At 57.7% G+C, this 23,262-nt stretch carries 23 protein-coding genes, 1 tRNA gene and 1 pseudogene; 12 read left to right on the forward strand and 13 right to left on the reverse strand.

Going from position 1 to position 23,262, the window contains the following annotated elements; translation table 11 throughout:
* Positions 1-7: 7 nt before the first annotated feature.
* Positions 8-343 (reverse strand): YbaB/EbfC family nucleoid-associated protein, encoded by a 336-nt coding sequence (locus NY406_RS06465; RefSeq protein WP_260533301.1) that lies wholly within the window; start codon positions 341-343, stop codon positions 8-10.
* Between the two features lie 82 nt (positions 344-425).
* The gene (locus tag NY406_RS06470; protein ID WP_260533302.1) at positions 426-1,409 is read right to left on the reverse strand and encodes a transketolase family protein; all 984 of its coding nucleotides are present in this window, start codon (positions 1,407-1,409) and stop codon (positions 426-428) included.
* Positions 1,410-1,512: 103 nt separating this feature from the next.
* On the opposite strand from NY406_RS06470, the pseudogene rsmA reads away from it, so the two are divergent.
* From rsmA to meaB, 7 genes and pseudogenes are all read left to right on the forward strand, one after another.
* Positions 1,513-2,324, forward strand: a pseudogene (gene rsmA, locus NY406_RS06475) (16S rRNA (adenine(1518)-N(6)/adenine(1519)-N(6))-dimethyltransferase RsmA).
* 194 nt (positions 2,325-2,518) lie between these two features.
* Positions 2,519-4,423, forward strand: coding sequence for a propionyl-CoA synthetase (locus NY406_RS06480; RefSeq protein ID WP_260533303.1), 1,905 nt, complete (start codon positions 2,519-2,521; stop codon positions 4,421-4,423).
* A 16-nt stretch (positions 4,424-4,439) separates the two neighbouring features.
* A complete protein-coding gene (mce, locus tag NY406_RS06485; protein ID WP_260533304.1) occupies positions 4,440-4,853 on the forward strand; it encodes a methylmalonyl-CoA epimerase in 414 nt (137 codons plus the stop codon).
* 162 nt (positions 4,854-5,015) lie between these two features.
* Positions 5,016-6,800 (forward strand): carboxyl transferase domain-containing protein, encoded by a 1,785-nt coding sequence (locus tag NY406_RS06490; protein ID WP_260533305.1) that lies wholly within the window; start codon positions 5,016-5,018, stop codon positions 6,798-6,800.
* A 12-nt stretch (positions 6,801-6,812) separates the two neighbouring features.
* On the forward strand, positions 6,813-8,561 hold the full coding sequence (locus tag NY406_RS06495; RefSeq protein WP_260533306.1) for a methylmalonyl-CoA mutase family protein: 1,749 nt from the start codon (positions 6,813-6,815) through the stop codon (positions 8,559-8,561).
* Positions 8,558-10,681, forward strand: a complete 2,124-nt coding sequence (gene scpA, locus NY406_RS06500; RefSeq protein ID WP_260533307.1) for a methylmalonyl-CoA mutase — start codon at positions 8,558-8,560, stop codon at positions 10,679-10,681. The genes NY406_RS06495 and scpA overlap by 4 nt, the downstream gene beginning before the upstream one ends.
* A gap of 17 nt (positions 10,682-10,698) precedes the next feature.
* Positions 10,699-11,718, forward strand: a complete 1,020-nt coding sequence (meaB, locus tag NY406_RS06505; protein ID WP_260533308.1) for a methylmalonyl Co-A mutase-associated GTPase MeaB — start codon at positions 10,699-10,701, stop codon at positions 11,716-11,718.
* 21 nt (positions 11,719-11,739) lie between these two features.
* On the opposite strand, the gene NY406_RS06510 is transcribed toward meaB, so the two are convergent.
* The 9 genes from NY406_RS06510 to NY406_RS06550 form a co-directional block, all read right to left on the reverse strand.
* Positions 11,740-12,198: a universal stress protein gene (locus NY406_RS06510; protein WP_260633761.1), complete on the reverse strand. Its 459-nt coding sequence runs from the start codon at positions 12,196-12,198 to the stop codon at positions 11,740-11,742.
* Between the two features lie 32 nt (positions 12,199-12,230).
* Positions 12,231-12,980 (reverse strand): slipin family protein, encoded by a 750-nt coding sequence (locus NY406_RS06515; RefSeq protein WP_260533309.1) that lies wholly within the window; start codon positions 12,978-12,980, stop codon positions 12,231-12,233.
* Between the two features lies 1 nt (position 12,981).
* Complete coding sequence (locus tag NY406_RS06520; RefSeq protein ID WP_260533310.1) at positions 12,982-14,298, reverse strand: NfeD family protein; 1,317 nt, start codon at positions 14,296-14,298, stop codon at positions 12,982-12,984.
* 232 nt (positions 14,299-14,530) lie between these two features.
* Positions 14,531-15,100, reverse strand: a complete 570-nt coding sequence (locus NY406_RS06525) for a transposase (RefSeq protein WP_260533311.1) — start codon at positions 15,098-15,100, stop codon at positions 14,531-14,533.
* Between the two features lie 113 nt (positions 15,101-15,213).
* Entirely contained in the window at positions 15,214-16,029 is an 816-nt protein-coding gene (locus tag NY406_RS06530) for a hypothetical protein (protein WP_260533312.1), read from the reverse strand.
* On the reverse strand, positions 16,022-17,206 hold the full coding sequence (locus NY406_RS06535; RefSeq protein WP_260533313.1) for a radical SAM/SPASM domain-containing protein: 1,185 nt from the start codon (positions 17,204-17,206) through the stop codon (positions 16,022-16,024). Before NY406_RS06535 ends, NY406_RS06530 begins: the two co-directional genes overlap by 8 nt.
* Positions 17,207-17,218: 12 nt before the next feature.
* A complete protein-coding gene (locus NY406_RS06540; RefSeq protein WP_260533314.1) occupies positions 17,219-17,614 on the reverse strand; it encodes a hypothetical protein in 396 nt (131 codons plus the stop codon).
* Positions 17,615-17,650: 36 nt separating this feature from the next.
* On the reverse strand, positions 17,651-18,028 hold the full coding sequence (locus NY406_RS06545; protein ID WP_260533315.1) for a hypothetical protein: 378 nt from the start codon (positions 18,026-18,028) through the stop codon (positions 17,651-17,653).
* Between the two features lie 12 nt (positions 18,029-18,040).
* On the reverse strand, positions 18,041-19,030 hold the full coding sequence (locus NY406_RS06550; RefSeq protein WP_260533316.1) for a hypothetical protein: 990 nt from the start codon (positions 19,028-19,030) through the stop codon (positions 18,041-18,043).
* A 290-nt stretch (positions 19,031-19,320) separates the two neighbouring features.
* On the opposite strand from NY406_RS06550, the gene NY406_RS06555 reads away from it, so the two are divergent.
* From NY406_RS06555 to NY406_RS06565, 3 genes are all read left to right on the forward strand, one after another.
* A complete protein-coding gene (locus NY406_RS06555; RefSeq protein WP_260533317.1) occupies positions 19,321-19,617 on the forward strand; it encodes a hypothetical protein in 297 nt (98 codons plus the stop codon).
* Positions 19,618-19,825: 208 nt separating this feature from the next.
* Positions 19,826-19,898: transfer RNA gene (locus tag NY406_RS06560), tRNA-Met, on the forward strand.
* Between the two features lie 222 nt (positions 19,899-20,120).
* On the forward strand, positions 20,121-20,816 hold the full coding sequence (locus NY406_RS06565) for a zinc metallopeptidase (RefSeq protein ID WP_260533318.1): 696 nt from the start codon (positions 20,121-20,123) through the stop codon (positions 20,814-20,816).
* 101 nt (positions 20,817-20,917) lie between these two features.
* On the opposite strand, the gene trxA is transcribed toward NY406_RS06565, so the two are convergent.
* Entirely contained in the window at positions 20,918-21,223 is a 306-nt protein-coding gene (trxA, locus tag NY406_RS06570; RefSeq protein ID WP_260533319.1) for a thioredoxin, read from the reverse strand.
* 319 nt (positions 21,224-21,542) lie between these two features.
* Between trxA and NY406_RS06575 the strand changes: the two genes are divergently transcribed.
* Together NY406_RS06575 and folE are read left to right on the forward strand one after the other, a co-directional pair.
* Positions 21,543-21,992, forward strand: a complete 450-nt coding sequence (locus NY406_RS06575; protein WP_260633762.1) for a 6-carboxytetrahydropterin synthase — start codon at positions 21,543-21,545, stop codon at positions 21,990-21,992.
* Positions 21,952-22,629, forward strand: coding sequence for a GTP cyclohydrolase I FolE (gene folE / locus NY406_RS06580; protein ID WP_260533320.1), 678 nt, complete (start codon positions 21,952-21,954; stop codon positions 22,627-22,629). The genes NY406_RS06575 and folE overlap by 41 nt, the downstream gene beginning before the upstream one ends.
* Before the next feature lie 80 nt (positions 22,630-22,709).
* Here folE and NY406_RS06585 read toward each other — a convergent pair whose 3' ends face one another.
* On the reverse strand, positions 22,710-23,117 hold the full coding sequence (locus tag NY406_RS06585) for a hydrogenase maturation protease (protein ID WP_317618640.1): 408 nt from the start codon (positions 23,115-23,117) through the stop codon (positions 22,710-22,712).
* Positions 23,118-23,262: the final 145 nt, after the last annotated feature.

A 23,262-nucleotide genomic window follows, 5' to 3' on the forward strand; every position in this document is an offset into this window, starting at 1 on the left:
GGAGAGATTATCCCTGACCGCCGAACTGCTTCATCAGGTCGGCAGGGTTGATCATGCCACTGGCTGCTTTCTGAATTTCGCTCTGCGCAAGCTGCGCCGATGCTTCGAGCGCCTTGTTCACGGCAGCCACGACAAGATCCTGCACCATATCGACATCATCCATGATCTCGGGATCAATGGTGAGTTCAAGCAGCTTCTGCCGTCCGTTGACCTTCGCCCTGACCATGCCGCCACCAGCCTCGCCCTCGGAGACAAGCTTTTCAAGCTGCTTCTGCACATCCTGCATCTTCGCGCCAGCCTCCTGAAGCTGCTTCATCATATCGCCAAAATTGGGCATCGCCATCGTGGTAGTTCTCCTTGGGGTTGCGGTCGTGTTTTTAGATTGATCGGATCAAACTGATCTGTCTGATCCGACCGATCAAAGCTTAGTCTTTCCTGCGCAGCGCGAGGTAAATTTTCTCCAGAATATCCTCGGTGGTGAGCTTGTACTTGCGGAGCAGGTCGTCCGGCTTGCCCGATTCGCCGAAGGTATCCTCCACGGCAACCATCTCGATCGGCACGGGAATGTTGCGGGCGCAAACGTTGGCTACCGCTTCGCCAAGACCGGTGTACATCTGATGCTCCTCGGCGGTGACGATTGCGCCGGTGTCGTTGGCTGCGCGCACGATGGCCAGTGTGTCGATCGGCTTGATGGTGTGCATGTTGATGACGCGCACCGACACGCCCTCTTTTTCAAGGATTCTGGCCGCTTCGAGCGCCTTCCAGACCATGATGCCGCAAGCGATGACCGTGACGTCCTTGCCGGGGTTCAGCTCAATGGACTTGCCGATCTCAAAGCCGTCCTCATCAACGGTGAAATCCGGCACATTCGGACGTCCGAAACGCAGATAGACCGGGCCTTTGTGCTCAATGATCGCTTTGGTGGCACGTTTTGTTTCGCTGTAGTCGCACGGCACCACGACGGTCATGCGCGGCAAGCTGCGCATCAGGCCGATATCTTCGAGAATCTGGTGAGTCGCGCCATCTTCGCCGAGGGTAAGGCCAGCGTGCGAAGCGCAGATTTTGACATTGAGATTGGAGTAACAGACCGACTGGCGGATCTGGTCGAAGACGCGGCCGGTCGCGAACACAGCGAAGCTCGACGCCACGGGAATCTTGCCGGTGGTGGCCAGGCCGGCGGCCATTGAGATCATGTTCGCCTCGGCAATGCCGGTCTGGATGAAGCGCTCCGGAAACTCGTTACGGAAGAGGTTCATATTCAGCGAGCCGGTCAGGTCAGCGCAGAGAGCGACAACCGACGGATTCTCGCGGCCGGCTTCAAGCAGCGCCTCGCCGAATCCCGTGCGGGTGGCCTTGTTGCCCCGTGAAGAATACTTCGCGGTCTGTTCGATGGTAATTTTCTCTCCCATTAATGACAGAATACCTTAAATTTGAAAAAGTTATGCAGTACCTGAGTGCCTGCCGGGTTAACCCCGCCATTGATATTGAGTTGCGATCACAAAGCCCATTCCGATGACGAAAGTTGAATATAAGCATACGCATATAGCGGCAAAAAAAAATTAGGCCAAAACTTCCTGCTCGACAGGAACATCCCGAAGAAGATTGTCCGTGAATCGGGCATCAGGAAGGGCGACCGGGTGCTGGAGATCGGCCCCGGCTTCGGCGCTCTGACGACGGCGATTCTCGAAGTGATCCCCTCCTTTACCGCCATCGAGAAGGACCCTGAACTGGCGCGTTTCATCCGTGAGGAGCACCCGCAGATCGAATTGATCGAGGGCGACTTCCTCAGAGTGCCGCTCGAGCCGCTGGCAGCTGGCGGCAAACTCTTGGTGCTCGGCAACATTCCCTACTCCATCACCAGCCCGATCCTCTTCCGCCTGCTCGACAACCGGCACCTCATCGCCTCGGCAACGCTGATGATGCAGCACGAAGTCGCCCAGCGCATCGCCGCCGCGCCCGGCACGAAGGAGTACGGCATCCTCGCCGTACAGATGCAGGCGTTCTGTGACGTGACATATCTGTTCAAGGTAGGCCGAGCCGTCTTCAAGCCACGACCGGAGGTGGACAGCGCCGTCATCCGCATGGTGCCGAAAGCGCACGATCCGGTCGAAGACAGCGAAGGCTTCCGGCTCTTTGTGCGAAGAGTTTTTCATCAACGAAGGAAAACGCTCCAGAACAACCTGAAGGAGTACTACGACACTTCAGGAGTACCGGAATCCACGCTCAAACTACGAGCGGAAGCGCTCTCCGTAGCCGATCTGATAAATCTGTTCAACCTGCTTCGTCCGGTAGATCGAGGTGAAGCGGCCGAACGACTCTATTGAAATCACAAGACAACACGACAATCTTTCCATTGATGTAATCTGTTATTTTCGTTACCATTAGTTTTCAGATCAACATCCAGCCATTCGAGGACATGCAGGATTTACAGCAGCTCTCCTTCTTGCGCAGCTCCGTCATCCGGCAGTCCGTCTCTCCCTTACCATCATTAACCTCATAGTTCAAGGGGGCTTGCAGTATGTCACCACGCTACAGCGACGTTCACCGTCAGTCGATTGAAAACTCGGAAGAGTTCTGGGGCACACTTGCAGAAAATCTCCACTGGTACAAGCCGTGGAACAAGGTGCTCGACGACTCGAATCCGCCGTTCTACCGCTGGTTCGCCGGCGGCGTCACCAACACCTGCTACAACGCGCTCGACCGGCACGTCGATGAAGGCCGCGGCAACCAGACCGCCGTGATCTACGACAGCCCCGTCACCGGCACCATCGAAAAGTTCACCTTCCGCGAGTTCCGCGACAAGGTGGCGCTGTTTGCCGGTGCGCTTCAGGCGCGCGGCGTGCGCAAGGGCGACCGGGTCATCATCTACATGCCGATGATTCCCGAAGCACTCGTGGCGATGCTCGCCTGCGCCAGGCTCGGCGCAATCCACTCGGTGGTCTTCGGCGGCTTCGCATCACACGAGCTGGCCGTGCGCATCGACGACTGCAAGCCGAAGGTGATCGTTTCGGCTTCCTGCGGCATCGAGCACGGCAAGATCATCGACTACAAACGCCTGCTCGATTTCGCCATCGAGCTGGCCCACTTCAAGCCGGAGATCTGCATCATCCATCAGCGCGAACAGCTCAGGGCGGAGCTGAACGAAGAGCGCGACATGACCTGGAAGCAGGCGCTGCTCGGCGTCGCACCAGCACAATGCGTGCCGGTGGAAGCAACCGATCCGCTCTATATTCTTTACACTTCCGGCACCACCGGCCAGCCGAAGGGCATCGTGCGCGACAATGGCGGCCACATGGTGGCGATGAAATGGACGATGGAAAGCGTCTACAACGTCAAACCTGGCGAGGTTTTCTGGGCGGCGAGCGACGTCGGCTGGGTGGTCGGCCACTCCTACATCGTTTACGCGCCGCTCCTGCACGGCTGCACGACCATCGTCTTCGAGGGCAAACCGGTCGGCACCCCCGATCCCGGTACCTTCTGGCGTATCATCAGCGAACATGACGTTTCGGTGCTTTTCACTGCACCGACCGCCTTCCGGGCGATCAAGAAGGAGGATCCCGAGGGCAACTACATCCGCCGCTACAACTTCTCGAAGTTCCGGACGCTCTTCCTCGCCGGTGAACGAGCCGATCCCGACACGGTGCGCTGGGCCGAAAAGCAGCTCCAGGTGCCGGTGATCGATCACTGGTGGCAAACCGAAACCGGCTGGGCCATCGCGGCCAACTGCCAAGGCATCGAACCCGGCCCGGTCAAGTACGGCTCGGCGTCGAAAGCAGTGCCCGGCTACGACGTGAAGGTGCTCAACGAGGCGCACGAAGAGCTGCCACCCGGCACGATGGGCGACATCGTGGTGAAACTGCCACTGCCGCCTGGCACGATGACTACCCTGTGGCGGGCCGATATCCGCTTCGTCGAGAGCTACATGAAGAGCTTCCCCGGCTACTACCAGACCAGCGACGCCGGCTACATCGACGAGGATGGATATATCTATATCATGTCGCGCACGGACGACATCATCAACGTCGCGGGCCATCGCCTCTCGACCGGCGCCATCGAGGCGGAGCTGTGCGAGCATCCCGACGTGGCCGAAAGCGCGGTGATCGGTGTGCACGACGACCTCAAGGGCGAAGTGCCGCTGGGATTCCTCGTGCTCAAATCGGGCGTCGACACGCCGCCGGAGATGATCGTCAAACACGTCATCGAGTACGTGCGCGAGAACATCGGCCCGGTCGCCTCGTTCAAGCAAGCGATCATCGTCAAGCGCCTGCCGAAGACCCGGTCAGGCAAAATCCTCCGCGCCACGATGCGCAAGATCGCCAACTCGGAGGCCTACACCATACCGCCGACCATCGACGATCCGGCAATCCTCGACGAAATCAGGGAGGCGCTCCAGACCATCGGCTACGCGAAAACATCAGCGTAACCACTGAACTGTCATCATGATCCACAGAATCGACCACATCGCCATAGCGGTTGAGCATCTCGACAGCGCCATCGACACCTGGGTGAACTTGCTCGGATGTGACCGCTCAACGGTCACGATCCACGAGGTGCCATCCGAAAAGGTGCGAGCAGCGTTCATCCCCATAGGAGAGACAAAAATCGAACTGCTCGAACCGCTTGGCGATGACGGCCCGATTGCTAAATTCCTTTCGAAGAACGGCGCTGGCATGCACCACATCGCCCTGGCGACCGATGGCGTGGACGCAGAGGCCAAACGGGTCTCTGCCCTTGACATCACCTCCCTCGGCGAACCGTCGGCAGGCGCGGGCGGCAAGAAGATTGTCTTCCTCCATCCCCGCGATACCAGCCGCGTGCTTGTCGAATTCGTTGAACCGAAGGGTACACTCTAAAAAGTGTCGTGAGAGTAACGAGTACAAGGCGGCTAAAGCGCAGAAACCGGAGCGTGCTGAGAGTACGTGAGGATTTCGAGCACCACCCAACGCAGCAATCGGGGCTCGGAACAAGTTTTTAGACGTGCCCCAAACCCGAGATCATTAATCCGTCCATTGCCTGTGAAACACTTCTTCCTGCCTTTCGAGAAAACAAAAGGGTTCAGCTACAGCGCCGACTCCATCGAACGGTTGTCGGAATATGAAAAATACCAGCTCTCGTTTCACCCCGAACGCCCGAAGTACCTCGACTACCTCGCGGTGTTCGACAACGTGGAGGAGTGCCTTGCGAACGATCTTCACGGCAGTTGCCTGATCCAGACACACCGCGCCGAACTCCTGCGCAACGGCAAGGTCTGGCCGGTGATGCTCATCGGCCAGCAGTCCGGGCTGACCTCCGATTTTGGCGAACTGACCCGGATCATGCAGGATCAATCTGAGGTCAGAAAATGGAACCATGGCATGCCGACCCCCGCTGCGTACGCAAAAGCGGTCGATGCCATCGCCATCGCAGAACGCGAAGGGCGCACCGTCATCACGGTGATCGACACCGCCGGAGCCGACCCGACCGAGGAGTCGGAAGCCGGAGGTATCGCCTGGAAAATCGGACGCTGCATGCAGGCGCTCGCAGAAGCGACCGTGCCGACCATCTCGGTCATCATCAATCGCGGATGTAGCGGTGGGGCCATCGCCCTGACCGGCTGCGACGCGGTGCTCGCGATGGAGTACTCGACCTACCTGGTCATTTCGCCAGAAGCGTGTTCTTCAATTCTATTCCGCACGCGAGACAAGGCAAACCTCGCGGCGGAAATTTCACAGATCACCTCGAAGAAGGGGCTGAAAAACGGAATCGTGGACGAGCTGATTCCCGAACCGGCAGGCCCGGCGCACCGCTTTCCAAGCGAAGCTCGCGAGTCGTTCAGGGAAACCGTCGGACGCTGGATTGAGGCGTTCGGCAAAGCGCCCGCCGAATCGCTTCAGCATCGCCGCATCGAGCGCTGGCAGAAGATCGGCCAGTGGGAGACGACCACCGAGGAGGAGATCGTGAGATACGAAAAACAGGTCTCGAACTTCATCCCGAAGCCGGAGCGGAACCTTTTCATCGCCCGCCACAAGCGCTGCCGGAACGGTGAAAAACAGCAAATCGTCGATCCGGTGCTTTACAGCAAGCTGCTCGCGAACAACTTCGTCTGCTGCATCTGCGGCTTCCGTTACACCCGGCTCACCGCACACGACTACATCGGCCTGTTGCTCGACGAGAATTCGTTTGCCGAGCACCCGGAGACGCGCTACATCGTTGACCGCGACATTCTCGATTTCCCGGAATATGCCGACAAGCTCCGCGAGGCGCGTGAAAAAAACGGTATGACAACGGCACTCATCACCGGCAACGGCACAGTCGATGGCCGCGAAGTGGTGCTCTGCGCCACCAGCTTCGGCTTCCTTGGCGGCTCGTTCTGCATGTCCACCGGCGAAAAGATCTGGCGAGCCTCGAAAATCGCCATCGAGAATCGCCGCCCGCTCATCATCCAGGCAGCGGGCGGCGGCGCACGAATGCACGAGGGGTGCTCCTCGATGGTGAGCATTCCGAAGATTCACCTCGCGCTTTCGCTCGTCGAGCAGGCCGGACTGCCGGTCATCACCATCGTCACCGATCCGACGCTCGGCGGCGTGGCCATCGGCTTCGGCTCGCGCGGCATCAGGATTTTCGAGCACAACGCGGGCAACATCGGTTTTTCGGGCAAGCGCGTCATCGAGCAGTACACCGGCAAAAAGACCTCGAAAGAGTTCCAGACCACCGGCTGGCTTCAGTCGAAAGGGTTCGTTGATATGGTAGCCCACCCACTCGAACTGAAGGACCGCATCGCCGGAATCATCGACAACCATGCGCTCCACCAGGAGAGCTGAACCATCTGACCGATGAACGAAACTGAATCGCTGTTTTCGGGATTTCCCGCCGTCGATTACGAACAGTGGAAATCGAAAGTGATCGAAGAGCTGAAAGGCGCGGACTATTCGAAGATCGTCTGGAAGACTCCCGATGGCTTCACGATGGAGCCGTGGCACAACCGCCAGACCGCCGCGCCCGCGCCCGAGGTGCCGTTCCGGCGCTCGACGAACCGCTGGCGAATCTGCCAGCAGATTTCGGCCAGCAAGATCCTGGACGATCCGGCACTGCTCGACGAAGCCGTAGCGGGAGGCGCAAACGCCATCGAGCTGCGCTTCGATGAGGTGCCGGAGAGCGGCGAAGTAGCGCGGCTGCTCGAAGCGCTCCGGACAATCGATCTGGCGCGGGTGGCGCTCTATTTTTCGGGAGCCATCGGCGATCCGGCGGAGCTGCTCGACTCGCTCTCGGCGCTGCCCGGCTTCGCCTCGAACTCCGGCACCTTACTCTTCGACGCGCTCGCGAATCCGGATGCCGACCTTCCGCTGACGACAGCGGAGCTGAAACGCTCCGGATTCCGCACGATTGCCATCGATACGGTGCGCTTCCACGAATCCGGCGCAACCATCACACAGGAGTTGGCCATCGCGCTGGCAGGCGTGAGCGATTGCCTGAGCCGTCTCACCGACGCAGGGGTCGATGCCGCCGAAGCTGCGGCAGCTATCGAGATCGTCTTCGCCAACGGAACCAGCCACTTCCCCGAACTCGCAAAACTACGGGCAATTCGCGCGATGTGGCCGCAACTCCTTTCTGCATATGGAGTTCCGGCGAATGCGATGTCTGAGCCGCGCCTGTTCGTGCGCTCCTCGATCCGCTCGATCTCGACGCTCGATCCCTACACCAACATCCTGCGCCTCTCGACTGAAGCGCTCGCGGCGATTCTCGGCGGATGCGACACGCTGCAACTCGCACCGTTCGACCCTGCCGGTTCGGTCAGCATGGAGTTTGCGGAGCGGATTACTCGCAACATCCAGTTCCTGCTCCGCGAGGAGTCGAACCTCGGCCACGTCATCGATCCCGCCGCCGGTTCGTACTACATCGAAACCCTGACCGCCACGCTCTGCCGCGAAAGCTGGAAGCTTTTCCAACAGATCGAAGCCGATGGCGGCCTCCGCGCTGCCGAGGCGAGCGGAAGCGTCACGGCGATGATCGCCCCGGCGGCAGACGTGCGGCGCAAGGCGATCAACACCCGCCGCCGGACGCTGGTTGGCATCAACCGCTACACCGTGCCGCCATCGCCCGAAGTGGTAGCGGCGCTGCAAAAAAGCGATGCGACCTCCGATTTGTTCGAGCAACTGCGGATGCGCATGATTGCGCACACCGCCGCCGGAGGTACGACGCCTCGCGCTGCGTTGTGGCTTCACGGCGAGCCGTCGAAAAGCCAGCGCGTGGCTGCGTTTGCCGAGGATTTCCTGCGTGCCGGAGGATTCGAGATGCTGCCAGCCGTGACGCTCAATCCCGAAACCTGCAACTGCCGCGCACTACTCCGGGATGAACCTGACATCGTCGTTCTCTGCTGGAGCGGCCAGAGCGATCTCGCGAGCGTCTCGAAAGTCTGCGAAACGATTCAGGAGCTGCGCAAGGAGACGGTTATCGTCATGGCGGCCAAGCCACCCGAAAACGCAGAAACGCTGCTCAAAGCGGGACTCGACCGGTTCATCTATACCGGATGCGACGCTTTCGCCAACCTGCTTTCGCTGCAACACAAAACCGGAGTGCTATGAGACCCGACTTTTCGCGCATCGATCCATTCGCGGTAGCTGATCCGGCAACGCGGCAAACTGGCGGCAAAACCTGGGCCACGCCGGAGGGCATTGCGGTTCACGCGAGCTATGGAGCTCCGGCAGAGCCAACGCCCGACTTCGCGCCGGGATTCCCGCCCTTCATCGCCGGGCCATACGCCAGCATGTTTACGTCGAGGCCGTGGACGATCCGGCAGTACGCGGGCTTTTCGACCGCCGAAGAGTCGAACCGCTTCTACCGCCAGAACCTCGCGGCTGGCCAGAAAGGGCTGTCGGTCGCGTTCGATCTGCCAACCCACCGAGGTTACGACTCCGACCACCCGCGTGTCGTCGGCGACGTCGGCAAGGCGGGCGTGGCCATCGACACGGTCGAGGATATGAAGATTCTCTTCGACGGCATTCCGCTCGGCGACATCTCGGTGTCGATGACCATGAACGGCGCGGTGCTGCCGGTGATGGCCTTCTACATTGTGGCCGCCGAGGAGCAGGGCGTCGCGCCGGAAAAGCTGACAGGCACCATCCAGAACGACATCCTCAAGGAGTTCATGGTGCGTAACACCTACATCTACCCGCCGGAGCCGTCGATGAAGAGTATCGCCGACATCTTCCGGTTCACGAGCGAGCGGATGCCGAAGTTCAACTCCATCAGCATTTCGGGCTACCACATGCAGGAGGCGGGGGCGACTGCCGACCTGGAACTCGCCTTCACGCTGGCCGACGGCCTGGAGTACATCCGCACGGGCCTGGACGCCGGCCTCGACATCGACGCCTTCGCGCCGCGCTTGTCGTTCTTCTGGGGCATCGGCATGAACTACTTCATGGAGATCTCGAAGCTCCGAGCTGCGCGACTGCTTTGGTCAAAAATCGTCGCAAAGTTCGAGCCGAAAAACCCGAAATCGCTCATGCTGCGCTCACACTGCCAGACCTCCGGCTGGAGCCTCACCGAGCAGGATCCGTTCAACAACGTCGCCCGCACGACCGTCGAGGCGATGGCCGCCGCACTCGGCCACACGCAGTCTTTGCACACCAACGCACTCGACGAAGCCATCGCCTTGCCCTCGGTCTTTTCGGCGCGAATCGCCCGCAACACGCAGCTCTACTTGCAGGATGAGACCGACATCACCCGCGCCATCGACCCGTGGAACGGCTCATACTACGTCGAGGAGCTGACGCGCCAGCTCGCCGAAAAAGCGTGGGCGATCATCGAACAGATCGAAGCCGCTGGCGGCATGGTGAAGGCGATCGAACAGGGGCTGCCGAAAATGCAGATTGAGCAGGCCGCCACACGCAAGCAGGCGCGAATCGACAGCGGCAAGGAGACCATCGTCGGCGTCAACGCCTTCCGCACGGAGCACCGGACGGAGATCGAGTTGCTCGAAGTCGATAACACCGCCGTGCTTCGCCAGCAGCTTGCCCGCCTCGATGAGGTGAAGCAAACGCGCGATGGCGAGGCGGTTCACACGGCGCTCGAAGCGCTCGAACGGTGCGCCGAAACCGGTGAAGGCAACCTGCTCGCCCTCTCGGTCGAGGCCACCCGCAAGCGCGCCACGCTCGGCGAAATCTCTTCAGCGCTCGAAAAAATCTACGGACGCTACCGCGCGACCACGAACCTCAACACCACCATCTACCAGTCGCAGATGCAGGACAACAGCCTCTTTTTGCAGGCCCGCGAGCTTGCCGATTCGTTCGCCGAATACGAAGGCCGCCGCCCACGCATCCTCGTGGCCAAGGTCGGCCAGGACGGGCATGATCGCGGCGCAAAGGTGATTGCCGCCGCATTTGCGGACATCGGTTTCGACGTCGATATTTCGCCGCTCTTCCAGACGCCGGAGGAAGTCGTCCGGCAGGCGCTCGACAACGACGTGCACATCGTCGGCATTTCAAGCCTCGCGGGCGGTCACAAAACGCTGGTGCCGCAGGTGGTGGAAGGATTGAAAGAGGCAAAGCGCAGCGACATTCTCGTGATCGCGGGCGGCGTCATCCCGGAACGCGACTACGACTACCTCTACGAATGCGGCGTCGCGGGCGTCTTCGGCCCCGGCACGGTGACCGCCGAAGCAGCCATCAAGCTGCTCGCATTGCTGCTCGAGCATCACCAATAGTCGAAAAGGACGAGGCGATGAGCGGCAGACAGCGACATGAACCGACAGTCGAGGAGTTCGTCGAGGGCATCAGGAACGGCGACCGCCACCTTCTGAGCCGCGCCATCACGCTGGTCGAGTCGAGCCGCCCGGAGCACGAGCGGCTGGCGCACGAGATTCTCGACCGCTGCCTCGGAGGTGGACGCAGCTCGATCCGCATCGGCATCACCGGAGCGCCGGGTGCGGGCAAGAGCACCTTCATCGAAGCGCTCGGCCTTGACCTCGTCCGACAGGGCAAGCGGGTCACGGTGCTCGCCATCGACCCCAGCAGCTCGCGCTCGAAGGGCAGCATCCTTGGCGACAAATCGCGCATGGAGCAGCTCGCCGCCCACCCGGAAGCCTTCATCCGCCCCTCGGCCTCCTCGGGCTTTCTCGGCGGCACCTCGCCCCGCACGCACGAAACGATTTTGCTCTGCGAAGCCGCCGGATACGACGTGGTTATCGTCGAAACGGTTGGCGTCGGTCAGTCGGAAATCGTGGTCAATTCGATGGTCGACTTCATCCTGCTGCTCATGCTCCCCGGCTCCGGCGACGAACTGCAAGGCATCAAGCGCGGCATCATGGAGATCGCCGACCTCGTGGCCGTCAACAAGGCGGACTCCGGACGGCAGACAATCGCCGAAAACTCTAAAGCCGATTTCGAGTCGGCGCTCCGGCTCCTGCCGGAGAAGCATTCGGGATGGAAACGGAAGGTGCTGCTGACCTCCGCCCTCGAAGGCTCAGGCGTCAGCGAAGTGTGGAAAACTGTCGAAGCGTTTGCCGCAGCCATGCAACAAAGCGGCGAGTGGAGCGAACAGCGCCGGGAGCAGCTGCGCCACCTGCTCCACGCCATCGCCGAAGAGCGCCTGAAACGCGAGTTCTACCGCGCCCCACAAGTCAAAACAGCAAAAGGAGAGGTCGAGCAGCAAGTGCTCGCCGGAAGCCTCAGCCCATTCACCGGAGCCACGGAGCTGCTGAGGGCTTTCCGCAGATCGGTCGGATCAGATGGATCATTCTGATCCAACCGATCAGCCCCCCCCCTACCTTTCGCTGATAAACTCCTTTTCATTCGCCTTGACAATAAGCACGGGAACGACAGCTTTTCGTATCACCGCTTCGGCAACGCTGCCCATCAAGAGGCGGCTAAGGCCCGTCTTGCCGTGCGAACCCATGATAACAAGACTCACATCGAAATCGACAATTTGCTGGAGTATCACCTCGGCTGGCATACCGACGATGACATCGGCGCTCACATCGATCCCCATCGATTTGGCCTCTTCGACCAGCGGAACGAAATCTTCCTTTGCGGCGGCAGCAAGATCCTCTTCCAGCGGGATATAGGTCAGGCTCATCTCCGCGGCTATCGGCCGGGGCTCGATCACGTTGAGCAGTATCACCTTTGATCCCATCGATTTGGCAAACTCACAAGCATACCGGTACGCACTCTTCGATGCGTCGGAAAAATCCATCGGGCAGAGAATCGACTTGATGGTAATCATGGCCATATCGTTTGATGGTTGAAAAAAACGGTTCAGGATTTCTTTTCGAAAAACATCTTGATGAGGTCCACCGGTACCGGGAAAATCGTGGTCGAGTTGTTTTCGGTTGCGATATCACGCAATGTCTGGAGGTAACGCAACTGCAAGGCTGCCGGATTTTGCGTGATGATTTCCGCCGCATCAGCCAGGCGTTGCGCCGCCTGGTACTCACCCTCGGCGTTGATGACCTTCGAGCGGCGCTCCCGTTCGGCCTCGGCCTGCTTGGCCATGGCCCGGCGCATCTCCTCGGGAAGATCGATCTCCTTCACCTCGACCTTGCCGACCTTCACACCCCAAGGCGCGGTATCCTTGTCGAGAATGGACTGGATGCGTTCATTGATCTCGTCACGCTCAGCAAGCAGATTATCCATCTCGCCCTGACCGCAAACGCTGCGCAGGGTCGTCTGGGCAAGCTGCGAGGTGGCGAAGTGGAAATCGGCCACATCGATGATCGCCTTGATCGGGTCGAGCACCCGGAAATAGACCACGGCGCTCACCTTGACCGAGACGTTGTCGCGGGTGATAATGTCCTGCGGAGGCACATCGAGCGTCACGGTGCGCAGATCGACCCGCACCATCCGGTCAATGTAAGGAATCAGAATGATGAGGCCCGGCCCCTTGGCCCCGATGATCCGGCCAAGCCGGAAAATGACCGCCCGCTCGTATTCAGGCATAATCTTGACTGCGGAGACGAAAAACGCCACCGCAAGCACCAGTAAAACCAGGATATTCATCGAAAGCATATCACCCCTCCCTGTTGATTTGTTTCACGTTGAGTTTCATCCCCTCGACCCGCGTCACCTCGACCCGCGCTCCGGCAGAAACCGGGCCGGATGCCGAAGCATCCCACAACTCGCCATGCACGAACACCTTGCCGTCCTTGCCCTCTCCGATAGCACGTTCAACAGTACCTGTTTCACCAACAAGCCCCTCCATGCCGGAGAGCACCTTCTTCCGCGTTGAGCGAAGCACCACAAAGACAAGTAACAGGACTGTCGCCGAAAATGAAAGAAAAAGAGGCAGAAAAACCCACCAGTTTATCACCAGCCCGATCTCCGGTTGATTGAACACCATGACCGAACCGATGAAAAGCGCGACCAGACCGGCGATAGCGAGCGCTCCGCTGCTGACGACGAAGATTTCAAGTCCGAAAAAAAGGATGGCAAGCAGAATAAGCAGGAGGCCGGTGACGTTGACCGACAGAAGCTGCATGGCCCACGCGCCGAGCACGAGAGCAATCGCTCCGGCCACGCCGGGGATGATCGCGCCGGGGGTCGAGAGTTCGAACCAGAGTCCGACAAGACCAAGCAGCAGAAGGAAATAAGCGATATTGGGATTGGCGATGGTCATCATCACCTCTTCGCCGAAGGTGGGCGCGGCCTCTTTGACCGGCACATTTTCGGTGTGAATCGTCACTTCGTCGGCCGTCGTCTGCACCCTGCGTCCGTCGAGAAAGGCGAGCAGCTCCTTACGGTTTGCCGCCACGGTATCGATCACGCCCGCCGCGAGCGCTTCCGATGCCGTCGATGCGATGCTCTCCCGCACGGCCCGCTCAGCCCATTCGGGACTGCGGCCACGCTTTTGCGCAAGACTGCGGGCAAAGGCTGCGAGGTCGTTCTCGATTTTCTTGCCCATCACACTTTCCTTCTCGCCGCCGCCGCTTATATCGACCGGATGCGCCGCACCGGTTTCGGTGCCCGGAGCCATCACCGCCACATGCGATGAAAGCAAAAGCAGCGCCCCCGCCGAAGCCGCCTGCGCCCCGGACGGCGCGACATAGACCACCACGGGCACCCGTGAAGCCATCACCCCCTGAACCATCTGGCGAAGCGAAGCGACAAGCCCACCTGGCGTATCGAGTTCAACCAGCAGCAAGGTGCCGTTCTCCCGGTTCACCTCGTCGAGCACACGAAGAAAGTATGCTGCGCTACCGGGATTGACACTCCCCTTCAGCGACATGCTCCGGATTTGCACCGATTCACCTCGGACAGGAGTGATCGCCACGAACATCATCACGGCCAGCAGCGGCATGACACTGAATTTCAGGAACCTGGTCATCATTGCGAGAATCATTGTGCAAAGAGTGAATTCACGAATTCATCAACAACGATAACAATAACAAAGAAAATGAGATAGTTCCCCTGGCACGCCGTTACCGTTTATGACCGGATCACCTGGTAATCGTGAATTTGAACCTATCAGAGTAAACCGGCAGAACGGCCGGTGAGCATCCATGGTCATGACCGCGTGATCAAAAGCCGGGCGCCTTTTCAAGGGTATGACATGCCCCCGTCTATAAGACCACTTCTTTTTGGTAAAAATCCGTTTGCTGAACCATCAATTCTTCCGGTGTCAGCCTTCCTGAAGAGCTGTGCAGGCGGATCGAATTGTCATCCTCCTGCCATTGCCCGATGATCTCTCGAATAGAGGTGTTGTTGACCGGTTTGCCCGGACGATTGAACACCAGTTTAACTCCATGACGATGCGCCCATGCATCAAGAGCTTTCCCGATGAATGCAGGGGCGTTATCGAATTTTCGACGCTTCCGCTCATCGGCCAACTCCCGTAATCGCTGGCGAAGCGGTTCATGGGTATCCGGTTTGGGTTTGTCATGCCAACTTGTACGGCTCAGCCCAATCAGCATACAGAGCTTTCTAAAACGCCGCCCGAAGTGTTCATGCAAGTGCCTGACAGCGTTGCGCTTGGCTTCACTGACCGTCATGCTGCCGTACTTCGATTTCCAGTTGTCAATCGTCGCATCGCTGAGGCCGTGTTGACGATAAAGATCCTTGACCGGTATGCCGGAATCGGCTTCCTTTAAGGTGCTGATGATCTGTTCTGTACTGTAATGCCTGGTTTTCATGCGTGGAACCTCCTTGGTTGATTTGAATCATTTTTTCCACAACCAAGTGCTCCCGCTTTTTCAGGCTTACGTCCCAAATAGCCAAAAATTCCTGAATGATCAAGAGCTTTAAGTCAATGTCTCTGAGCGGGAAATCGCCGTTTCATCCAGGATTTGGACTTCAAATCGTATATTTCAAAACCTTTTCCGTCGGCAAGAAATCTGACATACATGTTGACTTCCCACGAAAGATTTCGAGAGCTTTTTTCGCTCCACATCGCGTTACCCTGTTTGTCGAAAAGCACGAACTCCATGTTGCCCGTGCCGTACTTCGAGGTTGCCGCAAGGGTGTACTCTCCTCTGGCGCTCACCCTGAGATCGTCGATCTCAGGCAGCCCTGCTTGGGTTTCCCAGAGAATCTTGGCGCTGGTTGCATCGAACATCGTTACCAGCGCAGCCTCCCGCCTGTTCTCGCCGATGGCGATGCACGAGCCTTCGGGAGCAATCGCTATCCGGCGCACCCAGCGCAGACTCTCGCTGCCATCCACGTTTCGGAACATGATCTCTCGAACCGGTTCGCCTTGCCCGTTGAACACGGCGATGCCACTCGACCCCCCCTCGTCGCGCCAGCCCCAGAGCGGCAACGTAATCAGTTCGCCGTTGTCCGAAACCGCCGCGTTGCCCGGTTCGTTCATCAGCGCGCGATGCCAAAGTTCCTGCCCGTTCTTCTTCAGGCTCCACGAGTGGAAGAGGTTCCCGTAGGTGATCGCAATTTCCCAGACTCCGTTATCGGAAAAATAAGAGTCGGTCTTGCCGACCGGATCAGCCATGCGTTCAGCCAGGTGTTCAGCCATGCGTGCCGGGGCTTCGGCGGGCAGAAGAAGCAGAGCGAGCAACGCGGCGACGAAAAAATGGCGGACGGCCTCCGCGCGACGGATAATGTTACGCATGTTCGGGGGGGCGAGGTTCGGGAAGCTGGACGGGATCAATCAGTTCGACCACCGATTCGAGATATTCGAAAAGCAACTGCTTGCCTGCGCAAAGGGAATCCTTCGCGGCGATGTTCCGGCCTCCGCTGGCGATGAAGGAGTAGTAGGGGCACCCCGCGTTGCAGAGGTACTGGAAGCGGCACTCATCCGCTTCGCAGGTGTGCATCGCCTCAAGACGCTCGTCGATGAGGCGCGCCATGGCGGGATTTGCGTCGGAAAGGATGTCGGTGATAGCCATCTTGCCAACGTTGCCGAGGCGCATCTCGTCGAAACCCGCGAACTTGGGACAAAGCCACGCCTCACCATCGGGCGTGATGGCGAGAAAATTGGTCAGGCAGCGCCCACCGAAGGTGCAAACCGACTGCTTCAAGCCGGCTCCTGCAGCCAGCGAGCGCAGAATGTAGTTGAGCGTGCCGGGCATCGGGAGCTTGCGCCCGCCCTCGAACCAGGCGTTGAACTGGGCGATGAAATACGCAGCGTACCTGTTGGCATCGAGCGCGAGGCTTTCGTCGCCAACAAGATTTTTGGAAAAATAGTGATACGCATTGCTGTGAAAGGCCTCAATGCCGAGCGAACGGTAGAAATCAAGAATCGCCCCCTCCTTGCCGAGGCTGTTCCGCGTGACCGTGCAGATGCAGCCACAGTGCCCCTGATGCTCGATGATCGTTTCGCGCGTTGCGAGCACTGTAGCAAGCGACGGGCCACCGCCGTTCGCTGGGCGCTGGGAATCGTGCAGTTCCGGCGGGCCATCGATAGTCGAGGAGATGTGAAAACCGTGCCCAGCAAGCCAGGCGATCAACTCCCGGTCATGCACGTAGCCGCTCGTCTGGATGGTATTCGCGTAGGGCTTGGTGGCGTACCTCTTTTGGAGGCGATCGACCTTGCGATAAAAATCGATGCCTGCCAAAAACGGCTCTCCTCCCGTCCACTCAAAGGAGACCTCGCTGTGGCGCGTATCGAACGCGCTCCGGATGGCCGCTTCGAGCAGGTCGTCCGGAATGCAAAGGCTCCCGGCTGGATGGGAGCCTTTCGCAAAGCAATACCGGCACGAGAGCACGCACTGATCGGTCAGCTGAAAAATCAGGATCAGCGTACCCGCCTGAGCGAGTTTGCCGAGGAGCTCCTCTCTGGTCGTCATGCCGGGCATCGTTCAGTAGCGATTCGCGTTGCCATGTGTGTTGGTATGCACGTCACCATGTGTGTTGGTGTGCTTGCCGCTGTCGGAATAATCATTATGCACATTGGGACTGTGGGTATCGACATGGGTGTTTCCGTGCAGCGGGTTGTCTTCGTCGGCGAGCAGCACGCCACCCCGATTGTTCGTAATCTCCGTGAGATGCCGGGCCACCTCGTTCTCGCGCGCAGCGTCCGGCGAGAAGGATATTTTCGCAGCATCGCGAGTCATCGCCGAAGCGTTCACGCCGCAGAAAAGCAGCAGCCCCGCCGGAATCGCGATGCCAAGCTTCTGGCCGATGGCAAGTAAGCGCTCGCCTCTGGTCGATCCGGAACGAAGCTTCCCTTCAGGCCTGTCGATCTGATTGTTCATTTCCACTCCTTTGTTTGATTGATAAAATCAGCGAAATCACACGCTTTGAATGATCTTCTCCCGCTGCTTCCGGTACTCCTCGTCACTGATAAGCTTTTGACGCTTGAGTCCGTCAAGCGTTTTGAGCCGAGCCTCCACGCTTTGGGCATCAGAAGAGGATTGCGACTCCCCCGCGTCTTCGATGCTGACGATCCCGTCATGGATCACCTTCCGGTTGAACGCCATGAAAAGCGCAAACCCGATGATCCCGACGCAGGCCACGATCCAGATGATGACAAACTCGCCGCCCTCTTCAAGCAGACCGTTGCTTACAACACCCGCGATCATAACCGCGCCGACAAGCGCCACGATAACCGATGCAATTCGCATCATGGTCAACGTGAAGCGCGTCGGTTTTATCCTGATATCCGGCATGGCGAAGTCAGCTTAACGTTTCGGTGCAAATGAATCGAGCACTGTCTGGAATGTAGGGAAGTTCTGATTATAGAACTCTTTTGGACTCTTGAACGCCAGCACATAAAATCCCTGCCTTGCTTTGACAACCACGAAACGCGCCTTCAGCCAGTACTTCGTGGTAAACAACGGGCCACGCGGGAGCTCCTGCCAGACCTCGTAATCGGTAACGGTCGCCTCCCGTCCAGCGATGGTCATCTTTCTTGGCTTGTTGTAGCATGATTTATTGCTGCCCGCATTCTTTCTCAGCAACCGGTCGTAATCGGCCAGATAGTTTGCATACGTTTTTCCCTCACGGTTGCCGGGGGCATAGTAGCCGACATAGATGAGTGGGCGCGGAAAATAGTACTTTTCACCATCCTCCGGCCGGGCAAGCCCGTCTCTGGTGAGCTGAACCTGATAAATCCCGGCTTTTGCGTCACCTTCCGGATCAGCGGCACTCCGCGCCCAGTCCACAGGCAGGAGGCAGGAAAAAAAGTCCGGCCTGGCGGTGAACTGCTCGAATGGTTCGGGTCGAACCTCACGGGGAAGAGGAACATCCATCGCCGCATCTTTGACTATTTTCGGCAGATAGTAGCCACTGACATCCGCGAAGGGGTGAGCGGACGAAACGGGGTTGGTAATAGAGTAAGTGTAGTTCCCCGAGATGCCGAGATCATTTTTCAGATCGTAGGCAATAACCACACCATCCTCGACAATCGCTTTGCACTCGTCGGGAGTTTTGCGAACAATCGTCAGCTCGTAATGCGGTGCCAAACTGGTGATGCCCGCTTTTTTTTTCACCAGCACATCGAAAGAGTTTTTGGAGGTACACCCATTGCTTCCGACGCGAATGACAAATCCGCCCAGGCCGGTCACCGCCTCGTCAAGCAGGACTTCGCCAGTCTGGCGCGGCCCCGGAGACCAGGAAATTGCAGCAGCGCTGCCATGAAATGAGGTGAAAAGAACCAACAGAGAAATCACTCTGGAAACTTGTTGAACAGCATACTTCATGTTCAAACAGAACCGGTTGGATGCGACAGGCAGAACTGAATGGCGCGATTCGCACTTCTCTCTCACTCCGCTTAAAACAACCGTCCCGAAAACACAGGAGCCGCAGAAAAGACTGTAACGATGCCGGTACTGACTGATCACATCAGATTGTGAAATTGTTTTAAATAAACGCCGTACACTATTTAAATTAACAGATATTGCATATATTTCAAGAGATGTTCTTTTATATCCGAGACAAAAACAATTCAAAATCCACTGTGATGAAAAAAGCATTCAGCATGCTGCTCCTCCTTGCAGTTTCAGAAGCGTTCACACCAACAAATCTGCATGCGGGAGCGTTCGATCAATTGATTGATATATCGAGAGACAGTGAAGCCGCCACAAGAGAACCAAGCGACGAAGGCGCGAGGGAGGGCGCAAGCCAGGGATTCGACACCAATTCAGACACACCTGTCGACCTGAGAGGCAAGAAAGGTGTCATCGATCCGAATGACCTGAAGCAGTACGACCCACCAGCGCGAAGCCTTCACACCAATCCGCCGCCGCCACTGCCCTGACAGAGCGTTCGGGTGTGGGAAAATCTGCAACGCCCGGAAGCCTTGACAATCCTCCGGGCGTTTTGCATTCGTGCGAATGCGTGTTGGCCTCGCCATCTAAATAGCGTTGACCATCCCGTCAGAAATACAGCTCACCCATAATATTTTCGATTTTCCGGATATTTTGTTGGAAAAACCGATTATCGTGCTAAATTGTTGTCCGTAACATCGTGGGGTGGAGCAATTGGTAGCTCGTCGGGCTCATAACCCGAAGGTTGCAGGTTCAAGTCCTGTCCCCACCACTAAAAAAGCCGTCTAGTCAGTATAGGGCGGCTTTTTTTATTGTTCGCTTGCGCAATACAAAAGATTCGGAGATTTATCGTCCAACTTTGGCATAACCGGAAGATTCGTAACGCGATAAGCACCAGGTTCCGCCGCTGTTCATCGAAACGATTCTTCCCCCTCTGTTGTTTTTTAGAGGAGATTTACCGTTTAAACCCGTTCAATAATTTTTTGATAAAACCATGTTTTATTTCGATCCAGCATATTTTCTCTTCGCTCTTCCGCCCCTGCTACTCGGCATTTGGGCGCAGTTCAAGGTGAAATCAGCTTTCAAAAAATATTCGCAGGTGGCGACCCAGAATGGCGTTACCGGCGCGCAGGCTGCCTTGCGTATTCTCCAGCGCGGCGGCTTGGACAACGTGAACGTCGAGATGACCAGCGGCATGCTTTCAGACCACTACGACCCGCGTCACAAGGTGCTGCGACTCAGCGGGGAGGTTTACAGCCTGCCAAGCATCGCCTCGGTTGGTGTAGCTGCCCATGAGGCTGGCCATGCTTTACAGGATAAAATCGGCTACTCACCTCTCGCCATCCGTTCAGCAATGGTGCCCGTAGTCTCTATTGGCAGCAATCTCGGGCCGATCCTCTTCATGGTAGGCCTGTTCATGCACGGCGTGCTTGGAAGCTCGCTGGCGTGGGCGGGAATCATTCTCTTCGCAGGAACGGCACTGTTCGCTTTGGTGACGCTGCCGGTGGAATTCGATGCCAGCCGACGCGCCAAGGAGTTGCTGGTTTCGCAGGGCATCGTTTCGCAGCGTGAGATGGCGGGCGTGAACGCCGTGCTCGATGCTGCCGCCCTGACCTATGTAGCCGCTGCCGCACAAGCGATCATGCAGTTGCTCTACTATGTGACGGTCATGAACCGGCGAAATGATTGACACTAAAAATAAAGGCGGCCCACTGTAGCCGCCCTTATTTTTTATTCCCTGTTCACGATAGCCACGTCGTCCACAACATCTACGGCAAGCCACCGCACTACCTACCCTATCGCCTTCAGCACCTCCTGGCGCATCTGCTGGTAGGGAATCGCTCCTGCCGTGCGCCATTTAAGTTCGCCTCCGGCAAAAAGCATGAGCGCGGGAATGCCCTGAACCTGGAATCGGGCCGCGGCTTCAGGCTGCTGATCGACGTTAACCTTGACCACAGTCAACTTTCCCTTGAACTCGCTCGCGAGTTGTTTGACCGAGGGGGCCACCATTTTGCACGGACCGCACCAATCTGCCCAGAAATCGATGAATACGGGAAGTTCGCTTGTCCTGATAAGATCGTCAAGTGTTTGAGCCATAAGAGTTTGGATTGTTTGTTCGTGAAATTTTCGCATCACCACTGTCACGACGCATAAATCTAATTGCCTGAGCCGTTCAACACAACAACAGCTCCGGCGTTTTTGGTGTTGTTAACAACAGGCATTCCCCGTTTACCGTTTCATTTCCACCGCCAGATGTTGTATCGTTGTCACCAGACGCTCAAGAGTATGGTGTTTTCAACCGTCTGAACACTGAAACTTATAACTGGCAGGCCGGGTTAAACTGAAAAATCACATCCAATCCCCGTCATCCGGCAGATGCTGGAAGACAGTCAATGAAACACCAGCGATACCCTTGATGAACGACATCCTCGAAAAGCCAAGAAAAATTTACGTTACACGCCAAATCGAGTTCAATGCCGCCCACCGTCTGTTCAATCCGGAGCTATCGGACGAGGAGAACCGGCAACTCTACGGAAAATGCTCTGGTAAGTATGGACATGGGCACAACTATCTGCTTGAAATCACCCTATCGGGCATTATCGACCGAAAAACCGGCTATCTGTTCGATCTCAAGGAGCTGAAGAAAATTCTCGAAGAGGAGATTGTGGCGCGCTTCGACCACCGGCATCTGAACCATGAGGTGAGCGAACTCGAAGGCCATGTGCCGACAACGGAAATTCTTGCCGTCACCGTCTGGGAGATTCTCAAATCCCGACTGGAAACCATTATCAAACAGGAGGTTAGCCTCCATGAAGTTAAAATACATGAAACAGGAAAAAACAGTGTCACCTACCTTGGAGAATAACCATCACACCCACTCCGCGCTTTCGCAGTGCGACATCGATGAATGTTTTGAAGAGGCTCGCGGGCGGCAGGAAGAGGAGCGGCTCGGCTCGATGTCAAGTGCGGTTCAAACCCTACTGAAAGGCATCGGCGAGGATCCGGAACGTGAGGGATTGCTCCTGACTCCGGAGCGGGTCGCCAAATCGCTGCGGTTTCTGACGAAAGGATACCGGCAAAATCCGGAGCAGTTGCTCAAAAAAGCGGTGTTCACGGAGTCGTACGACGAGATGGTGCTAGTAAAGGACATCGACATTTACTCGATGTGCGAGCATCACATGCTTCCCTTCTTCGGCAAGGCGCACGTGGCCTACATTCCCGATGGCAAGATCGTGGGCTTATCGAAGATTCCGAGAGTCGTAGAGGTGTTCGCGCGGCGTTTGCAGGTCCAGGAGCGGCTAACCCAGCAGATCCGAGACGCTATCCAGAATGTGCTCAATCCGCGCGGCGTGGCCGTGGTGATTGAAGCGACGCACATGTGCATGGTGATGCGCGGCGTGGAGAAGCAAAATTCGGTGACGACAACCTCCGCCATGTCCGGAGATTTCATGACCAGCCAGTCCACGAGAAGCGAGTTCCTGCGCCTGATCGGCAACCGCTGACCGCCCACCCTACATTTCTCAAGACACAAATCGACAAAGGTTCGGGCTCTCAATGACAAGGCACGGAGAACCCGAACCTTTCACTCTGCTAGCCACTCCCGCAGGACTTCGCGCCCCAGCTCGACGGCCCGCGCCAGATGCTCGCGCATCAACTCGCTCAGGCCATTGCCCAGCCCGAGATCGTGCGGCGGCGCACCGATGAGCACGATCTCCGACGGTTCCCGGCCATGCAGCTTCACGATGGCGAGCAGTTCGCTGCGCCCCATCTGATGCGCCGACATCTTGCGATGGATGAACGCCGGAAGCTCTTCTTTACGATAGCAATAGACCTTCGGTTCGAACTCGACCGGGATGATCGAGTCGAAAACCATCAAGGCATCGCATGACTCGAAATAATCGAGCAAGTAGAGCCCCTGCGTGCCACCATCCACGAACTGAACGTTTTCCGGCCAATCGCCGGAAGCCTTAAGCGCCCGTACGACCTCCACGCCAAAACCTTCATCACCGAAGAGAAGATTGCCAAGACCAACAATGTTGATTTTATTCAAAAGGGGAAATGGTAAATGATTATTGGACGATTGGGACAATTGAGACTTGTGAGATTTTGGGAAGAATGCCGAGGGCGGTACCGAC

Origin of the sequence: Chlorobaculum sp. MV4-Y (assembly GCF_025244685.1) — a bacterium.
GTDB lineage: Bacteria > Bacteroidota > Chlorobiia > Chlorobiales > Chlorobiaceae > Chlorobaculum.

Excerpts from the sequence above, each read along its gene's own strand:
- mce (WP_260533304.1), top strand. The coding sequence starts at position 4,440 with ATGATCCACAGAATCGACCACATCGCCATAGCGGTTGAGCATCTCGAC.
- NY406_RS06530 (WP_260533312.1), bottom strand. The coding sequence starts at position 16,029 with ATGCGTAACATTATCCGTCGCGCGGAGGCCGTCCGCCATTTTTTCGTC.
- NY406_RS06545 (WP_260533315.1), bottom strand. The coding sequence starts at position 18,028 with ATGCCGGATATCAGGATAAAACCGACGCGCTTCACGTTGACCATGATG.
- NY406_RS06495 (WP_260533306.1), top strand. The coding sequence starts at position 6,813 with ATGAACGAAACTGAATCGCTGTTTTCGGGATTTCCCGCCGTCGATTAC.
- NY406_RS06540 (WP_260533314.1), bottom strand. The coding sequence starts at position 17,614 with ATGAACAATCAGATCGACAGGCCTGAAGGGAAGCTTCGTTCCGGATCG.
- folE (WP_260533320.1), top strand. The coding sequence starts at position 21,952 with ATGAAACAGGAAAAAACAGTGTCACCTACCTTGGAGAATAACCATCAC.
- trxA (WP_260533319.1), bottom strand. The coding sequence starts at position 21,223 with ATGGCTCAAACACTTGACGATCTTATCAGGACAAGCGAACTTCCCGTA.
- NY406_RS06510 (WP_260633761.1), bottom strand. The coding sequence starts at position 12,198 with ATGATTACCATCAAGTCGATTCTCTGCCCGATGGATTTTTCCGACGCA.
- NY406_RS06575 (WP_260633762.1), top strand. The coding sequence starts at position 21,543 with ATGAACGACATCCTCGAAAAGCCAAGAAAAATTTACGTTACACGCCAA.
- NY406_RS06465 (WP_260533301.1), bottom strand. The coding sequence starts at position 343 with ATGGCGATGCCCAATTTTGGCGATATGATGAAGCAGCTTCAGGAGGCT.
- NY406_RS06555 (WP_260533317.1), top strand. The coding sequence starts at position 19,321 with ATGAAAAAAGCATTCAGCATGCTGCTCCTCCTTGCAGTTTCAGAAGCG.
- NY406_RS06565 (WP_260533318.1), top strand. The coding sequence starts at position 20,121 with ATGTTTTATTTCGATCCAGCATATTTTCTCTTCGCTCTTCCGCCCCTG.
- NY406_RS06515 (WP_260533309.1), bottom strand. The coding sequence starts at position 12,980 with ATGCTTTCGATGAATATCCTGGTTTTACTGGTGCTTGCGGTGGCGTTT.
- meaB (WP_260533308.1), top strand. The coding sequence starts at position 10,699 with ATGAGCGGCAGACAGCGACATGAACCGACAGTCGAGGAGTTCGTCGAG.
- scpA (WP_260533307.1), top strand. The coding sequence starts at position 8,558 with ATGAGACCCGACTTTTCGCGCATCGATCCATTCGCGGTAGCTGATCCG.
- NY406_RS06520 (WP_260533310.1), bottom strand. The coding sequence starts at position 14,298 with ATGATGACCAGGTTCCTGAAATTCAGTGTCATGCCGCTGCTGGCCGTG.
- NY406_RS06535 (WP_260533313.1), bottom strand. The coding sequence starts at position 17,206 with ATGACGACCAGAGAGGAGCTCCTCGGCAAACTCGCTCAGGCGGGTACG.
- NY406_RS06480 (WP_260533303.1), top strand. The coding sequence starts at position 2,519 with ATGTCACCACGCTACAGCGACGTTCACCGTCAGTCGATTGAAAACTCG.
- NY406_RS06470 (WP_260533302.1), bottom strand. The coding sequence starts at position 1,409 with ATGGGAGAGAAAATTACCATCGAACAGACCGCGAAGTATTCTTCACGG.
- NY406_RS06525 (WP_260533311.1), bottom strand. The coding sequence starts at position 15,100 with ATGAAAACCAGGCATTACAGTACAGAACAGATCATCAGCACCTTAAAG.